This window comes from Proteus appendicitidis, from assembly GCF_030271835.1.
Lineage (GTDB): Bacteria > Pseudomonadota > Gammaproteobacteria > Enterobacterales > Enterobacteriaceae > Proteus > Proteus appendicitidis.
In genome coordinates this window covers 2,282,494-2,299,008 of the sequence record NZ_CP127389.1, presented here as the reverse complement: position 1 = coordinate 2,299,008, position 16,515 = coordinate 2,282,494, and the positions used below count along the sequence as shown (strand labels likewise).

Below are 16,515 nucleotides of genomic sequence, written 5' to 3'. Positions count from 1 at the left end.
TAAAAGAAATCGTGACTTTCTAAACTCTAATTATTTAGAGATATGAGAAATCAGATCCAGAACTTTGTTTGAATAACCAACTTCGTTATCGTACCAAGCAACTAATTTAACAAAGTTGTCGTTCAGTGCGATACCTGCTTTAGCATCAAATACTGAAGTCAGAACTTCGCCGTTGAAGTCAGTTGAAACAACTGCATCTTCAGTGTAGCCCAGAACGCCTTTCAGTTCGCCTTCAGCTGCTGCTTTGATAGCGTCACAGATTTGAGCGTAAGTTGCTGGTTTTTCCAGACGTGCAGTCAGGTCAACAACAGAAACGTTAGGAGTAGGAACACGGAAAGACATACCAGTCAGTTTGCCGTTCAGTTCAGGGATAACTTTACCTACAGCTTTAGCAGCACCAGTTGATGATGGGATGATGTTTTGAGAAGCACCACGACCACCACGCCAGTCTTTTGCAGATGGACCATCAACAGTACGTTGAGTTGCAGTTGTTGCGTGAACAGTAGTCATCAGACCTTCAACGATACCGAAGTTGTCGTTGATAACTTTAGCTAAAGGCGCTAAGCAGTTAGTAGTACAAGATGCGTTAGAAACGATATCTTGACCTGCGTATGATTTATGGTTTACGCCCATAACGAACATTGGGGTGCTGTCTTTTGAAGGACCAGTCAGAACAACTTTTTTCGCACCAGCTTGGATGTGTTTACGAGCAGTTTCGTCTGTTAAGAACAGACCAGTTGCTTCTGCAACAACGTCAGCACCGACTTCGTTCCATTTCAGATTTGCTGGATCTCTTTCTGAAGTTACGCGGATGGTTTTACCATTAACAACGAGGTGGCCATCTTTTACTTCAACAGTACCGTTGAAACGGCCATGAGTTGAATCGTATTTCAGCATGTATGCCATGTAGTCTGCGTCTAACAGATCGTTAATACCTACGATTTCGATATCTGAACGTTCTTGAGCAGCACGGAAAACGATGCGGCCGATACGACCAAAACCATTAATACCTACTTTGATAGTCATATGTATTCCACCAGCTTTAATTTAGTGAATTAAAAAGTTGCTTCTAAAGTTACCAAAACCGCGCCAATCGTCAAGCGGAATCGTGTCAATAATTGCAAAAAATCAATTAAAAAAACACTTTTCGCTTAAAGATTGGTCGTTTTAGCTAAATGTTACGCTGTGTATTATCGGGATCAACGCCGATAAATGAAGTTACCTTTGCTCCGTTATGTGAAATTCATCACATTTCAAAAACTAAAGATTACTCTTGATGATTTTAGACTATATTTTCCAGATTTGTTGTTAAATCTTTGTTATCATTCACTGTTGTTTTAAAAAGCATTTTTCTGGGCAAGAGGTCGATATGGCAGATAATGAAAAGAAAGTGAATATTTCAAGTAATAACAATCACCTTGATTTATCAACACTCAACGAAATGCAACGTTATGTGACGCAACAGCAAGGTACAGAACCTCCGTTTAGTGGTAAATTATTACACAATCGTCAAACAGGGATTTATCACTGTTTGTGTTGTTCTGCTCCTCTGTTTTATTCAGAAACAAAATTTGATGCAGGATGTGGTTGGCCAAGCTTTTATCAACCTGTTAGTGATAATACGATTCGCTATATTGATGATTTTTCTCATAATATGAAAAGAACTGAAATCCGTTGTCAGCAATGTGATGCACATTTAGGGCATGTTTTTAATGATGGCCCAGCTCCAACAGGGGAGCGTTATTGTGTTAATTCAGCCTCTCTTTCATTTACGAATAGTGAAACAGGCGAAAAACAAGCCGGTTAATCTTGTTAAATTAACAAAATAATAACAACTGAAAAAACGATTCAGCCATTTCAAATGATTATTTAGCTTATGGAGCAATCAATGGAAGTTAATGAACTTATTTCGATGGTGACCCCTGAAATTTACCAGCGTATATCAACGGCAGTTGAACTAGGCAAATGGCCTGATGGCGTTGCATTGACTGATGAGCAAAAAGAACATTGCATGCAGATTGTTTTATTATGGCAGGCGAAAAATAACCACACACCTGAGCATATGACAGTAGGCACTAATGGACAAATTACCATGAAGAGCAAACAAGAATTAAAAGCTCAGTTTCAATCTGAACGTCTAGCAACGTTAACGCCAATCGATGATGAATAAAACCTGTGTAGAATGGATAGAATAAATATAAAAAGGGGCTATTTATTAACCGAGCAGGTTAAAAATAGTCCCTTTTCCATTTTATAAAGATAAAGAAAATAACGAACCTATTGATTGTTACGATTAAGCCAATGTGCTGAATCAATTAACGCTGCGCCTTTTGCTCTCATTTCTTCTAATGCTTTTTCGCTATCGTCATCTTGAATATTGACACCGCGACAACCGTCTGTAACAACTGAAACCTGATATCCTAATAACAATGCATCTAGCACTGTAAATTTGACACAGTAATCTGTAGCAATTCCTAAAATATAAAGATGTTTTATATTTAATGTTTGTAAAAGTGTATGCAAGCCTGTTTGGTATTCGTGGTCGTTATCAAAAAAAGCACTATAACTATCAATAAGGTGGTTTTGCCCTTTGTAAATAATATGATTAATGAGTGCTTGATTTAATTCTGGATGAAATGCAGCGCCATAAGAATTTTGTACACAATGTACTGGCCACCAAACTTGTGGTAAGCCATTTAGTGTGCCGATCTCTCCCACAACAGTGCCTGAATTTTCAGCAAAGCTAAGATGATCGGCTGGATGCCAGTCTAAGCTGGCAATAATCGGATTTTTAGATTGATTGAAACTATAAATAAGTTGGTTGGCTGTTTGTATAACTATGTCGCTTTCATTAACAGCTAATGCACCACCTGTACAAAAATCGTTTTGTATATCAACCAATAACAGTGCAGAATTTTTCACCACTTTTACCTTTAGATTAAACTTAGTCGTTATCGTTTAATGTCATTTCACCACGTAGGTTTTGTTGCATTAGTCGGCAAATTTCAGTGTAATTATATTGTTGGCTAAGGAGATAATGCAGTTTAGTTAATGTTGCTTCAAATGTCATATCAAAGCCACTGATCACACCTACTTCCGCTAATGCTTGACCTGTTGCATAACCTTCCATATTGACTCGGCCAGAAATACATTGTGTCAGGTTGATAACAACAATACCACGCTCTGTTGCTTCACGTAGGGTCGAAAGTAGTGCAGGGTGTGAGGGTGCATTACCGACACCATAAGAGCGCAATATTAAGGCTTTCACAGGTTGCATCAGAATATTTTTAACGATTTCATCGGAAAGACCCGGATAAATTGTAACAACACCGATAGGCTGAGGCGTAATATTATGTGCAGTAAATTCACCATTTCTTTTTGGAAAGGAATTAATTTTAAATTGTTTAATATTAATTCCCGCTTCTAACAGTGGCGCGCTATTCGGTGATGCAAAGGCATTAAAGCCATCAGCATGTGCTTTTACGGTGCGGTTTCCGCGATACAGTGTGTTATTGAAAAATAGCGCTACTTCATTAATAGGATGATGTGCGGCGAGATAAAGCGCATTTAATAGGTTTGTTTGCCCATCAGACCGTAAGGCTTCTAAGGGAATTTGAGAGCCAGTAACGATAATCGGCTTGCTAAGATTCTCAAACATAAAAGAGAGTGCAGAAGCGGTAAATGCCATGGTATCAGTACCATGAAGAATAACGAATCCATCATAGTTGTGATAATTTTCACTAATATCATCAGCGATGGATTGCCAATCTTCAGGGGTAATATTTGAAGAGTCGATCAGTGGAAGATGCTCTTTGATTGTGAAATCAGGCATTTCTTCGCGATGGAACTCTGGCATTTTGGCTAATTGACGTTGCAAATGCCCTGATACAGGAATATAGCCGTGTTCAGAATGTTGCATACCAATAGTGCCACCCGTGTATACAACGTAGATTGATTTCTTTTGCATCAGACAAAACACTCTTATTAGGCTGTGAGAAATACCTGATTATAGGGAGTTTACAGAATAAAAAAAGGAAAGGATGCTAAAAAAAGAAAATAGAGATCAATGAATATCTGCTTTAAATCATTGTGTTAAAAATAGGATTGATAAGAATGAGTAAAAAATAATCGTTAGTATATTATGCCAAATAAAGTTAGGAAAAAAAGAGAAAAACACCTGCCCTGAAAGAGCAGGTGTTGAGACAGAAACGGTTATTGAATATCACCACAAGATAAGCAATACGTATAACGGTTTAGCGGATCATTCATATTGCGGTAAAACTCTGTTTGTGATTTTACTTCTCTTAAAATAGGGGCTGGTAAATAAGCTTGTAATGGATCAGGGATAATGGCTTTTGCATTATTTGATAAGCTCATGATTATCTGTTCAGAGAGACTTAATTCTGGCTTCATCCAATCAATAACTGGCTCTTTAATTTTTGCCATTTTAGCAACAGCATCAATAGCGTCATCAAAATCACCAAACTCATCGACTAAGCCCACATTTTTTGCATCTATTCCTACCCATACACGACCTTGTGCAATACGATCGACTTGTGCAGGTGTTTTCTTTCGAGATTCCGCAACTAAATTAATAAATGTTTTATAGCCACTCTCAATATTTAATTGTAAAAGCTCGGCAAATTCTTCAGGTAACTTATTGGTGACAGATAATCCTGCTAAAGGTGAAGTTGTGACACCATCGGTATAAACACCAATAGACTCTAGGCTATTTTCAAAGGTATTAATAACACCGAAAATACCAATAGAACCCGTTAATGTTGAAGGACTAGCAATAATCTTATTTGCAGGTGTGGAGATCCAATATCCCCCCGATGCAGCTAATCCTCCCATTGAGACAACCACATGTTTTTTCTGTTGTTTAAAGGCTTCAACTTCACTACGAATTTGTTCTGATGCTGAAACACTTCCGCCGGGGCTATTTACACGTAATACAAGCGCTCGGATATTAGGATCTAAACGTGCTTGGCGAATTTGATTTGCAATAGTGGCACCGCCCGCAGAGCCTGGAATGCTTTCACCGTCAATAATGGCACCTTGAACAACGACTACGGCAATATTACCTTCATCGTTTGCAGGTAATGATGAAGTTAACGTATCGGCATAATCATAAATACTGATATTGTTAAATTGGTTGCTCTCATTATCCCACTGAAAGGCTTCTGTCATATCAGCTTCAAATTGAGCGTATGAGCTTACAGAATCCACTAATTTACGATTTAGCGCATAAGTTGCGTTATCCCCATCTGCATTACGTAGCTGTGCAATCATCTCTTTTGCACCTGGGAAAACATCTTCTGTGGTAATGCTACGGTTTTCTGCTACTTGGGTTAAATAAGTAGACCACAGTGCATTAACTAAACGTAATGAAGCTTCTCGAGATTCCGCAGACATGTCATTACGCATTAACGGCTCCACCGCAGATTTATACGTTCCTACGCGGAAAATATGAGTACTTACTTTTAAATTTTCTAACAGTGTTTTGTAATAGAGATTTTGAAAGCCAAAACCATAAATACCCACTGCACCTTGAGGTGTGAGATAAATTTTATCTGCATAAGAAGCGAGATAATATTGTGGCTGACTGTAATAGCCACTCACTGCAAAAATGGGTTTACCTGTCTTTTTAAATTCACTCAGTGCTTTACCAATATAATTTAGCGAAGGCTGATCTGCACCTGCAAATTCATCAAGTTTAAGCACCATGCCTTTAATTTTCGGATCTTGAGCGGCGAGGCGTAGTGTATCGACGACTTCAAATAATGAATTTTCTTGAAGCTGGCTACTCGAAACGCCTAAAAGCTCCCGTCCAACTTCTCCTAAAGGATTTTGGGTTGCAGTTTGGTCAACAATCACACCTTTAAGATCAACAAGAAGTGCGCCTTCATAATCCATCGGTTTTTGTGCTTCTTTGCTAATTAAGAAAATACCAATGACCAGAAAGAGAAGGAAAAAGAAAATAACGTTTAAGATTAATTTCCTGATAAAGTTAACGGCTTGCCAACTGAATTTTAATATTGCGCCGATTAACTCCATAATTTTATTCATATTATCTCCACATCATGTAAAGCTAAAATTTAATCCTAAACAGTCATGCTAGAATTACTGGTAAGCAGGCTACATTCACATAATCTCATACTATTAAAACAAAAAATGTTGTTAGCAATAGAGAGAATAACAATAACAATGAAAGAATATTCTAATATAGCTCTTATTGAATGTCTGTCATTGATTTTTAGGAAACCACGAATGATAACTTTTTACTTAAGGTGTTATTAAGCCAATATTTATCTTTTGTAAAAATAGCTCAATAAATTCATACAAACAGGCATTAAAGTAATATAGAAAATTGTCGAGTTAAAAAGAAAAATAGGATCAAAATCAGCGTAAATTAACTGAGTAAGCTAAGATTAATCATTTTATGAACAATAAATTACGATTAAATAACCACACAGCTGATTTTTAGAAAAATTCCCGCCTAAATTTGCGGATGGTGGTAATATAACGGTTTGTTATACTGCGAATTGATAAGAACTGTCCATCCCCATAAGAATGGGATCTTGCTAAAATAAAATGCTGACAGGAGAATAAAAATGGATGCATTAACACTGCTTTTGAACCGCCGTTCAGCTTCTCGACTGACTACTCCAGCCCCCGATAATGAAGCCCTCAATGCTATTTTACAAGCCGGTATGCGTGCGCCTGATCATGGTGCGCTTAAGCCGTGGCATTTCGTTGTGATGCAAAATGAAGGTATTGAACGTTTTAGCCAATTACTTCATAAAGCGGCAGTTGTGGGTAATTTAGGGCCAGAAGTTGAAGAAAAAGCAAAAAATGCACCTTTTCGCGCCCCATTGATCATCACTGTTATTGCGCAAGTGAAAGATCATCCTAAAGTTCCTGAATGGGAACAAGTTGTTGCAGCCGGTTGTTGCGTACAAGCAATGCAAATGGCCGCTGTTGCTCAAGGATTTGGGGGAATTTGGCGTTCAGGTTCTTGGACTCATGATGCGGTTGTAAGAGAAGGGCTTGGCTGTGGTGAACACGACCAGATTATTGGTTTCCTTTATTTAGGCACGCCAGCTCTGAAAGCGCCAATGACGGTTTCTCCTGCTGACTTAACTGATTTTGTGACTTATTTTTAAAAAGGATGGCATGTTATGTCTGAAGCAATTCGTTTAACACAATACAGTCATGGTGCAGGTTGTGGTTGTAAAATCTCGCCAAAAGTTTTAGAAACCATTTTACATAGCGAACAAGCTAAATTTCATGATCCTCACCTACTCGTAGGCAATGAAACCAAAGATGATGCTGCTGTTTATGATTTAGGAAATGGTACAGGTATTATCAGCACCACTGATTTCTTTATGCCAATCGTTGATAATCCTTATGATTTTGGACGTATCGCTGCAACGAATGCAATTAGCGATATTTTTGCAATGGGTGGAAAACCTATTATGGCAATCGCTATTTTAGGCTGGCCTATTAATAAACTGGCACCAGAAATTGCGCGTGAAGTCATTGAAGGTGGTCGAGCAGCTTGCCAAGAAGCTGGTATTTCACTGGCTGGTGGTCACTCAATTGATGCGCCAGAACCTATTTTTGGTCTTGCCGTAACCGGTGTTGTGCCTGTAAGCAAAGTAAAGAAAAACAGTGAAGCTAAAGCAGGGTGTCAGCTCTTTTTAACTAAACCTTTGGGTATCGGTGTATTAACAACGGCTGAGAAAAAAGGTCTGCTAAAACCAGAACATCAAGGATTAGCGACAGAAATTATGTGCCGTATGAATAAAGCCGGGTCTGATTTTTCTGATATCGAAGGCGTCACTGCAATGACGGACGTTACAGGATTCGGTTTATTAGGGCATTTAAGCGAAATCTGTGATGGCTCTGGTGTACAAGCCACGATTCATTTCTCACAAGTTCCAAGATTGCCAGAAGTAGAGTCTTATATTGAACAAGGCTGTGTTCCTGGTGGTACAGGTCGTAACTTTGAAAGTTATGGTCATTTAATCGGTGAGATCACTGAAATGCAACGTAAATTACTCTGTGATCCGCAAACATCAGGTGGCTTATTATTAGCAGTATTGCCTGAAGCGGTTGAACAAGTGAAAGAAGTTGCTTCACGTTTTGATATTGAATTAACGTCTATTGGTGAGCTAACTACGCCAGTAGCTGGAAAAGCGTTGATTGAAGTGACTAACTAACGTAATGAGATTATTTATTGCAGAAAAACCCAGCCTTGCTCGCGCTATTGCTGACGTATTGCCAAAGCCCCATAAACGGGGCGATGGCTTTATTCTTTGTGGTGATAACCAGTATGTGACGTGGTGTGTTGGTCACTTACTTGAACAAGCTGAGCCGGATGCATACGACCCGCGGTACGCCCGCTGGTCGTTAGATGATTTGCCCATTATTCCTGAAAAATGGCAACTCAAGCCCCGAGCTGATGTTAAAAAGCAGCTAGAAACCATCAAAACACTACTTAAGCAGGCAAAAGAAGTGATCCACGCGGGGGACCCCGATCGCGAAGGTCAGCTCTTAGTCGATGAAGTGCTTAACTATTTAAATATCAGTGAAGAGCAAAGAAAACAGGCGCGTCGTTGCTTAATTAATGACTTAAACCCAGCCGCAGTGACGCGAGCTATTGATAAGCTACGTTATAACCATGAATTTGTCCCATTGTGCGTATCTGCTTTGGCGCGAGCAAGAGCAGACTGGCTTTATGGTATTAACATGACTCGAGCTTATACGCTTTTAGGTCAACGCAATGGCTACCAAGGTGTATTATCAGTAGGGCGAGTACAAACGCCAGTATTAGGCTTAGTGGTCCGTCGTGATGAAGAAATTGAAAACTTCGTGCCTAAAGATTTCTTTGAAGTGAAAGCACATGTTGTCACACCTGCTGATGAACGCTTTACCGCGATTTGGCAACCAAGTGAACATTGTGAACCTTGGCAAGATGAAGAAGGGCGGTTATTACATCGTAAACTTGCAGAGCATGTTGTTGAACGAATCAAAGACAAACCTGCAAATGTAACGGATTATCAAGATAAGCAAGAATCTGAAATAGCACCACTTCCTTTTTCACTTTCCGCATTACAAATTGAAGCGGCAAAACGCTTTGGTTTAAGCGCACAACAAGTTTTAGATACGTGCCAGCGCCTATATGAAACACATAAACTAATCACTTATCCGCGTTCTGACAGCCGTTATCTACCTGATGAACATTTTGCGGGTCGTCATGCCGTTATTAATGCGATTAGCACACATGATGCAAGCCTATTGCCGCAAGATACTCTCGATATTGATAAAAAGAATCGTTGTTGGGATGACAAAAAAGTTGATGCTCACCATGCGATTATTCCAACGGCAAAAACGGGTAATATCTCATTAAGTGAAAATGAGAAAAATATTTATTATCTCGTGGCGCGCCAATATCTAATGCAATTTATGCCTGATGCTGTTTATCGTAAATGCGTTATTGAACTTGATATTGAGAATGGCAAGTTTATTGCTAAAGCGCGTTTTTTAGCGCAAGCAGGATGGCGAATATTATTAGGTGCGAAAGAACAAGATGATGAAAATGACGGTTCTGCATTGCCAATAGTGGCGAAGGGTGATGAATTGCTGTGTGAAAAGGGCGAGATTGTTGAAAAGCAAACGCAGCCTCCAAGACCTTTTACTGATGCAACATTGCTTTCTGCTATGACCGGAATTGCACGCTTTGTTCAAGATAAAGAACTTAAGAAAATCCTAAGAGCAACGGATGGATTAGGTACTGAAGCGACAAGAGCGGGAATTATTGAGCTGTTATTTAAGCGTGGCTTTTTGCAAAAGAAAGGGCGAGCCATTAATTCAACGCCAGCCGGTAGAGCATTAATTCATGTATTGCCAGATATGGCAACTTTACCGGATATGACTGCACATTGGGAATCGATACTCACGCAAATTAGTGAGAAGCAATTTAAATATCAAGATTTTATGATGCCATTAAATAACACCTTGATAGAGTTGATTACTCAAGCGAAACGTCGTCCGAATATTCAAGCTTTTAGAAATCTTCCCGCACCCGCGCATAATAAAAAGCGCAAAACAGCAACTAAAGGAAATCACAAAGCAAGCGCCACAAAAAATAAAGCGCAGAGTAAAGAAACAACGACGGATAATTAAGCTCCAATAAAAAGCACTTCCTCTATTATTTAGGGAAGTGCTTTTATTGAATTAAAATTTTATCTGATTAGATTTTAAATTCAGCCCAAACTGGCGCGTGATCAGAGGGTTTTTCCATTCCACGGATCTCGTAATCAATTCCTGTTGAAATACAATTATCCGCTAAGCAGCGACTTGCCAAAAGTAAGTCAATGCGTAAGCCTCGGTTATCGTCGAACCCTTTAGAACGATAGTCAAACCACGAGAATTGATCATTAGCTTCAGGATGTTGTTGGCGGAAGGTATCCGTTAATCCCCAACCCATTAAAGTTGCCAGCCATTCCCGCTCTTCGGGTAGGAAAGAACACTTACCTGTTTTTAACCAACGTTTCATATTATTTTCGCCAATACCAATATCTTTATCTGTTGGGCTAATATTTAAATCACCCATAATCAGTACTGGAGAGGTCGGTTGTAAGCTGGTGGTTAGATAATTTTGCAGATCAGCATAGAATTTTTCTTTGGCTGGAAATTTAGTTTCATGATCACGGCTTTCACCTTGAGGAAAATAACCATTCATAACGGTTAATAAGCCTGCTGGTGTTTCGATATCTGCCATGATCATTCGACGTTGAGCATCATCGTCATCACCAGGAAAGCCTTTACGTACTGCGACAGGTTTTTCTTTTGTGAGTAAGGCAACCCCATAATGCCCTTTTTGACCATGATAGAAAACATGGTAACCCAAGGCACCCACAGTATCTAATGGAAACATATCATCATGAACTTTCGTTTCTTGAAGCCCAATAACATCTGGCTGGTGTTTTTCTATGATAGCTTCAAGTTGGTGAGGACGAGCGCGTAAACCGTTAATATTGAAAGAGACAAATTTCATGTGACTGTAACCATTTATATATTGAATAATAGGATGTCTTATACTAGCAGGATCGCAAAATGAATGTAAGCAAATCACAGAAATGATGGCACAGCTTATCAAGAGAAAGATAAAATTAGATAAAAATAAAAGCCATTAAATAGAGTGTGCTAATTTAATAAAAATAATTAATTGTATAACAAAAAATATTAATTAAACAAACTAGAAACATAAACTAATCTTTGATAGAAGAATATAAGTATTATTATTCTTTATATGTGAAGAATGATGACATAATAAAAATAATATTGTAGTTATAAATTGTATTCATTAAAAGGAGGTAAAAAAATATTTATATAAAACTACTTTTATATAAAGTTAATTTTTAAATTAATTAATCACTATTTTATTTACATTAAATGAATCAATAAAATTATTTTATTCTACACAGCAAAGGAATGGTGAATTATGTTTTTTTCTCGTAAGTTAGAAGCCTTTATGGCCGTAGTCGAAAATGGCTCGTTAAGTAAAGCAGCGCGGGTAATGAACCGCACAACGCCTCCCGTCGCTAAATCTATCAAAGACTTTGAAGCCGTGTTAGGAAAGCGTTTATTTAAGCGAGAGAAGTTTGGTATGAGTTTAACTCAAGAAGGTTTAGAGCTTTATAATGATTTGAAATCGCTCTATCTTCAGGAAAAAGAGATAACTAAAAAACATATATCGGGGATTATAAATAATAGCATTCATGTTTATTATGATTGGGGGAAAAGTCAGTATTTAACTCAGTTTTATCAAGCAGCAAATAAAAATTATTCCCATATAAATATAATGCGATTTTCAAGAGAGAACTTTGAAGAAATACCCGACTATGATGGTAATACATTAATATTAAGCTCTGAAAAAATTATTAGTGAGAAATTTAGTCTTCTTCATAAAATAGAAAATAAACACTTGGGTATTTGTTGCCAAAAAACACTCGTGAATAGTGTGAATAATAATATTGATAGGCTTTTAAGTGAAAATATTTGGTTATGTGATCCGGCATTATACAAAACAGCTAAGATAAAAAAATTAGAGAGTGAAATTGGGGATAGAGGAAAAACCGTGTGTGTCAGAATAATGGATGATCTTAATTGCTGTTTACGTTTTATTCAAACGCATCATTCTCTTTTACTAACAGATGAAAGCCCATTGAAAAGTGAGTATGAAGCAGACTTATGCTTTATACCATTAACTCAACCTGAAATACGATATAGCTGTTATATCTATAAATCTAAGTATCATTCAAGTGTATTGAATCGATTTCTGGATCTGATTGATAAAATGGAATAAAAGGAATTTTTGGAGTGATGCTAAGAGGAGATGGTGGTGGGAGAAGGATTCGAACCTTCGAAGTCTGTGACGGCAGATTTACAGTCTGCTCCCTTTGGCCGCTTGGGTATCCCACCAACATTAAATTGTTCTGCTGTCCGTGACAGCGGGCGCAATAATACCAAATACCTGAGATCTGTAAAGCGCTATTTTACTAAAAATAGACTGACTGCTGTAAAATTGTGCGTATCGTTCAAGCTTTATGCGCTATCGTATTGATTTTAAGCAATATCATCTCTTTTAATAAGAGATAAAAAATAAACCGCGATATGCAATATATCGCGGTTTACCTTTAAATAGTCACACGGTTTGCGTTATGAGTAACAAAAAACTTATAAAATGATTGTTCTGTTACCATAAACGAAGACACGTTGTGAAAGCACCCAATATAAAGCATGGCTAAGAACATTCTTTTCAACATCTCGACCTGCTCTCATCATATCTTCAGCAGAAAACGTATGGTCAACATTAATCACATTTTGAGTGATGATAGGACCTTCATCTAAATTATCATTTACGTAGTGTGCTGTTGCACCAATAATTTTAACACCACGCTCATAAGCCTGATGGTAAGGACGAGCGCCAATAAAGGCAGGTAAGAAAGAGTGGTGAATATTGATAATTTGATTTGGGAAGTTCTGTACAAATGCCGGTGTTAATACACGCATGTATTTTGCGAGTACCACATAATCAGGTTTGTATTGATTAATTTGTGCAATTAACTTTTCATCATGCTGATCACGGGTTAAGCCTTCATGGCTAACAAGATGGAAAGGAATATCAAATTGTTCTACTAAATGTTTTAACGTATCGTGATTACCAATGACTGCGGCAATTTCAACATCCAAATCACCAAATGCACTTTTCATTAATAAGTCACCCAAGCAATGTGCTTCTTTTGTCACCATAATAACAATGCGACGACGGCCTGCGGTGTTTAATTCGCGCTTGGAGCCTTGTGGTAAGGCATCATCTAAATCGGCAAGAAAGGTTTCATCATTAAAGATACCTTCAAGCTCTGTGCGCATAAAAAAGCGACCTGTACGATGATCAACAAACTCACTATTTTGAACAATATTTAACTGATGTTTGTAGCAAATATTTGTGATTTTAGCGATAAGCCCTTTTGCATCAGGGCAAATAGTACGCAGTATTTTTTTTTGTGTATTTTGGTGTTGCATGTATGGATAAATCCTTTCTTTTACTTCTGTGTTTGCAGTTATTTGATGTTATTTTCACAACATTTTTTGTATTTACGCCCTGAACCACAAGGGCAGGGATCGTTTCGTCCCACTTTCGGTTTTACACCGTCAATATAAAACCAACAGTCATCTATTTTTAGAAAACGAGAGCGTTCATGTAAGTACTGTTTATCATCGGCATTTCTTTCAATAAAGCAAGCCGAGAATTCAACATAAGCCTCATTTTTATTTGTGCTTGCTTGTGCTGAGATAACATTAAGACCAAGCCATTGTGTATTGGGAAAGCCTGAAACTAATTCATCATGCAAGGAGGCAACACGACAAGAGGGGTGCCACGTCTTTATTAAGTAATCAGCATTATGTTTAACAAATGCGCTATAACGCGAACGCATCAATGCTTCAGCTGTTGGCGCATTTTTTTGACCTAAATGGTAAGGTTCACAGCAACTAGAGTAGAATAATTGACTATTGCAGGGGCATAAACTTGACAAAATAATGTCCTAATTCACGTTATCAGTATGACGATTACCCATAGATTGAAAAAAGTAACGATTGGGAATAATTAACGTCAATGTTGAACTAAACTAATAATGTAGCGCTAATTAATCTGCATGTGAAATGATAGTTACCGGAGTCACCAATGAACAAAGCCTTAGTGGGTAAAAAAATTTTAATAATTGATGATGAGGTCGTTTTTCGCACCATGCTGACGGAATATTTCTCACATGAGAAGGCTTGCGTTTATACAACAGATAACGGTAGCCAAGCATTATCTTTATTAGAAGGGGGATTGCTTCCTGATCTTATTTTGTGTGATATCCGTATGCCAGTAATGAATGGTCCCACTTTTTTGTGTCATCTTGAACAACGTAAATTGGCTATTCCTGTTATTGCTATTTCATGTACAGATAATATGGCTGAAATAGATGATATGTTGCGTTTAGGGGCGCAAGAGATTTTTCTTAAGCCAATAACACATCTTGATAAATTAAAACAAAAAGTCATTGAAGTATTATGCCCTGGCTTTTTTGAATCAGTGTTAATAGAAGGTATACATTTAGAACCGCTTTGGAATAGCTTACGAAAAGATACCCATTATATTCAGTCGTTCATAAAACAGATGCAACCTCAAGTTAAGCAGGTTGTTGCGGGATATTGTGTTAATTATCGTCAATTAAATGATATCACTAAAATGGGTTTGTTATTTGATATTGCGGCTTTATCCGAAGATCAAATTATTTTCTATTGTGTCGATATATCGAGAGATGATGAAAACGGGCTTTTGGTCGCTTTACTCTTACGGGTTGTTTTTAATGACGTATTAAAGTCATCAGAAAAAATACGATCTTTACCAAGTATGTATAATATGTTGAATAAATTAAATAAAATGCTTAATGAGATTGGAGTGAAAGGACAATTTCCCATCACGCTAGGATATTACCATACGCAGAAAAAAAATATATTATTGGCATCAGCAGGATTACGAGCCGAAATAAAAACAGAAAGTAAAAAATTTGAATTAAATAGCGGTGTCCCTTTAGGTTCATTGCAACTTTTATATATTAACCAAGTAAAATGCGAGGGAACAAATTGGCAATGTAAAATTTGGGATAACACAAATCAGATTAAATTAATGTTTTCCCCTATCTATAAAAGTTAAATGTAGATTAAATAAAAATAGAATATCGTGCATATATTAAACATAAATGAAGAACTATCTCAATTAACGGGTAGCGCTCTGTTTATCCTTAGATATTAGCTGGTATACTCTGGCGATTATTTTTTTAATTGTACCCATTCATATTTGAAAGTAGAACGGTACGAATTGCAGGAGAAGTATAATGTCATCAGCAGTGCGTAAAGTTAGAAAAGCGGTTATCCCTGTTGCTGGATTAGGAACAAGAATGCTACCTGCAACCAAGGCAATTCCAAAAGAGATGTTGCCTGTGGTTGATAAGCCTCTTATTCAATATGTAGTGAATGAATGTATCGCAGCAGGCATTAATGAAATTGTACTTGTTACACACTCATCTAAAAATTCAATTGAAAACCATTTTGATACAAGTTTTGAATTAGAAGCGATTTTAGAAAAACGAGTTAAACGCCAGTTATTAGAAGAAGTACAAGGCATTTGTCCAAGCCATGTCACTATTATGCAAACTCGTCAGGGAATAGCAAAAGGATTAGGCCATGCCATTTTATGTGCTAAGCCATTAATTGGTGATGAACCTTTCGCTGTTATCCTGCCTGATGTTATTTTAGATAGATACAGTGCTGATTTAACGAAAGTTAATTTAAAAGAAATGCTTTCTCACTTTGAACGTTCAGGCGCAAGTCAAATTCTTGTTGAACCTGTTCCTGAAGATGAAGTCTCTAATTATGGCATTGTTGATTGCATGGGCGAAAGTTTATGCCCAGGAGATAGCAAACCAATTACTCGTGTTGTTGAAAAACCTAAGAAAGAAGAAGCACCGTCGAATTTATCTATCGTAGGGCGTTATGTGTTATCTGAAAGTATTTGGCCACTATTAGCGAAAACCGCACCTGGCGCTGGAGATGAAATTCAGTTAACTGATGCGATTGCAATGCTGATTGAAAAAGAAGCTGTTGAAGCTTATCACCTACAAGGGAAAAGCCACGATTGTGGTAATAAATTAGGGTATATGAAAGCTTTCGTAGAGTATGGAATACAGCACGAAGAGTTCGGTGAAGACTTTGCACAATGGCTAAAATCATTAAAGATACAGTGAAATAAAGCCGATTAATAATCATTTATATGGTCAATCTCATTGTATATCCTCCGTAAATGAATGATGCATAATAGGTGGATATTTTACGGGAAAAGCTAGATAAAGTGATTGTTAGAGATTAAGGTATGGCTCAATGCATTTAGCATTG

At 37.5% G+C, this 16,515-nt stretch carries 15 protein-coding genes and 1 tRNA gene; 8 read left to right on the top strand and 8 right to left on the bottom strand.

Going from position 1 to position 16,515, the window contains the following annotated elements; translation table 11 throughout:
• Nucleotides 1-30: 30 nt before the first annotated feature.
• On the bottom strand, nucleotides 31-1,026 hold the full coding sequence (gene gapA / locus QQS39_RS10745) for a glyceraldehyde-3-phosphate dehydrogenase (RefSeq protein ID WP_023581959.1): 996 nt from the start codon (nucleotides 1,024-1,026) through the stop codon (nucleotides 31-33).
• Nucleotides 1,027-1,369: 343 nt separating this feature from the next.
• Between gapA and msrB the strand changes: the two genes are divergently transcribed.
• Complete coding sequence (gene msrB / locus QQS39_RS10740) at nucleotides 1,370-1,807, top strand: peptide-methionine (R)-S-oxide reductase MsrB (protein ID WP_285804498.1); 438 nt, start codon at nucleotides 1,370-1,372, stop codon at nucleotides 1,805-1,807.
• 81 nt (nucleotides 1,808-1,888) lie between these two features.
• The gene (locus QQS39_RS10735) at nucleotides 1,889-2,170 is read left to right on the top strand and encodes a YeaC family protein (protein ID WP_285804497.1); all 282 of its coding nucleotides are present in this window, start codon (nucleotides 1,889-1,891) and stop codon (nucleotides 2,168-2,170) included.
• Nucleotides 2,171-2,277: 107 nt separating this feature from the next.
• Here QQS39_RS10735 and pncA read toward each other — a convergent pair whose 3' ends face one another.
• The 3 genes from pncA to sppA form a co-directional block, all read right to left on the bottom strand.
• Entirely contained in the window at nucleotides 2,278-2,922 is a 645-nt protein-coding gene (gene pncA / locus QQS39_RS10730; RefSeq protein WP_285804496.1) for a bifunctional nicotinamidase/pyrazinamidase, read from the bottom strand.
• 22 nt (nucleotides 2,923-2,944) lie between these two features.
• Entirely contained in the window at nucleotides 2,945-3,967 is a 1,023-nt protein-coding gene (gene ansA / locus QQS39_RS10725; RefSeq protein WP_285804495.1) for an asparaginase, read from the bottom strand.
• A gap of 245 nt (nucleotides 3,968-4,212) precedes the next feature.
• Nucleotides 4,213-6,069 (bottom strand): signal peptide peptidase SppA, encoded by a 1,857-nt coding sequence (sppA, locus tag QQS39_RS10720; RefSeq protein WP_285804494.1) that lies wholly within the window; start codon nucleotides 6,067-6,069, stop codon nucleotides 4,213-4,215.
• Nucleotides 6,070-6,614: 545 nt separating this feature from the next.
• Between sppA and QQS39_RS10715 the strand changes: the two genes are divergently transcribed.
• From QQS39_RS10715 to QQS39_RS10705, 3 genes are read left to right on the top strand one after another with little or no spacing between them, the layout of a single operon-like run.
• A complete protein-coding gene (locus QQS39_RS10715) occupies nucleotides 6,615-7,166 on the top strand; it encodes an NAD(P)H nitroreductase (protein WP_151435354.1) in 552 nt (183 codons plus the stop codon).
• Nucleotides 7,167-7,181: 15 nt separating this feature from the next.
• A complete protein-coding gene (selD, locus tag QQS39_RS10710; RefSeq protein ID WP_196569091.1) occupies nucleotides 7,182-8,225 on the top strand; it encodes a selenide, water dikinase SelD in 1,044 nt (347 codons plus the stop codon).
• A gap of 4 nt (nucleotides 8,226-8,229) precedes the next feature.
• Complete coding sequence (locus QQS39_RS10705; protein ID WP_151435352.1) at nucleotides 8,230-10,191, top strand: DNA topoisomerase III; 1,962 nt, start codon at nucleotides 8,230-8,232, stop codon at nucleotides 10,189-10,191.
• A gap of 67 nt (nucleotides 10,192-10,258) precedes the next feature.
• On the opposite strand, the gene xthA is transcribed toward QQS39_RS10705, so the two are convergent.
• Nucleotides 10,259-11,065 carry an exodeoxyribonuclease III gene (xthA, locus tag QQS39_RS10700; protein ID WP_285804493.1) on the bottom strand — a complete coding sequence of 269 codons (807 nt, stop codon included), beginning with the start codon at nucleotides 11,063-11,065 and terminating at the stop codon, nucleotides 10,259-10,261.
• Nucleotides 11,066-11,512: 447 nt separating this feature from the next.
• Between xthA and QQS39_RS10695 the strand changes: the two genes are divergently transcribed.
• Complete coding sequence (locus QQS39_RS10695) at nucleotides 11,513-12,376, top strand: helix-turn-helix domain-containing protein (protein ID WP_151435350.1); 864 nt, start codon at nucleotides 11,513-11,515, stop codon at nucleotides 12,374-12,376.
• 31 nt (nucleotides 12,377-12,407) lie between these two features.
• Here QQS39_RS10695 and QQS39_RS10690 read toward each other — a convergent pair.
• The 3 genes from QQS39_RS10690 to QQS39_RS10680 form a co-directional block, all read right to left on the bottom strand.
• Nucleotides 12,408-12,492, bottom strand: a tRNA-Tyr gene (locus QQS39_RS10690).
• Between the two features lie 255 nt (nucleotides 12,493-12,747).
• A complete protein-coding gene (purU, locus tag QQS39_RS10685) occupies nucleotides 12,748-13,596 on the bottom strand; it encodes a formyltetrahydrofolate deformylase (protein ID WP_151435349.1) in 849 nt (282 codons plus the stop codon).
• 38 nt (nucleotides 13,597-13,634) lie between these two features.
• Nucleotides 13,635-14,108 (bottom strand): YchJ family protein, encoded by a 474-nt coding sequence (locus QQS39_RS10680; protein WP_285804492.1) that lies wholly within the window; start codon nucleotides 14,106-14,108, stop codon nucleotides 13,635-13,637.
• 149 nt (nucleotides 14,109-14,257) lie between these two features.
• On the opposite strand from QQS39_RS10680, the gene rssB reads away from it, so the two are divergent.
• Both rssB and galU read left to right on the top strand, forming a co-directional pair.
• Nucleotides 14,258-15,277 carry a two-component system response regulator RssB gene (gene rssB, locus QQS39_RS10675; protein WP_285804491.1) on the top strand — a complete coding sequence of 340 codons (1,020 nt, stop codon included), beginning with the start codon at nucleotides 14,258-14,260 and terminating at the stop codon, nucleotides 15,275-15,277.
• Nucleotides 15,278-15,458: 181 nt separating this feature from the next.
• Nucleotides 15,459-16,367 carry a UTP--glucose-1-phosphate uridylyltransferase GalU gene (gene galU / locus QQS39_RS10670; protein WP_151435346.1) on the top strand — a complete coding sequence of 303 codons (909 nt, stop codon included), beginning with the start codon at nucleotides 15,459-15,461 and terminating at the stop codon, nucleotides 16,365-16,367.
• Nucleotides 16,368-16,515: the final 148 nt, after the last annotated feature.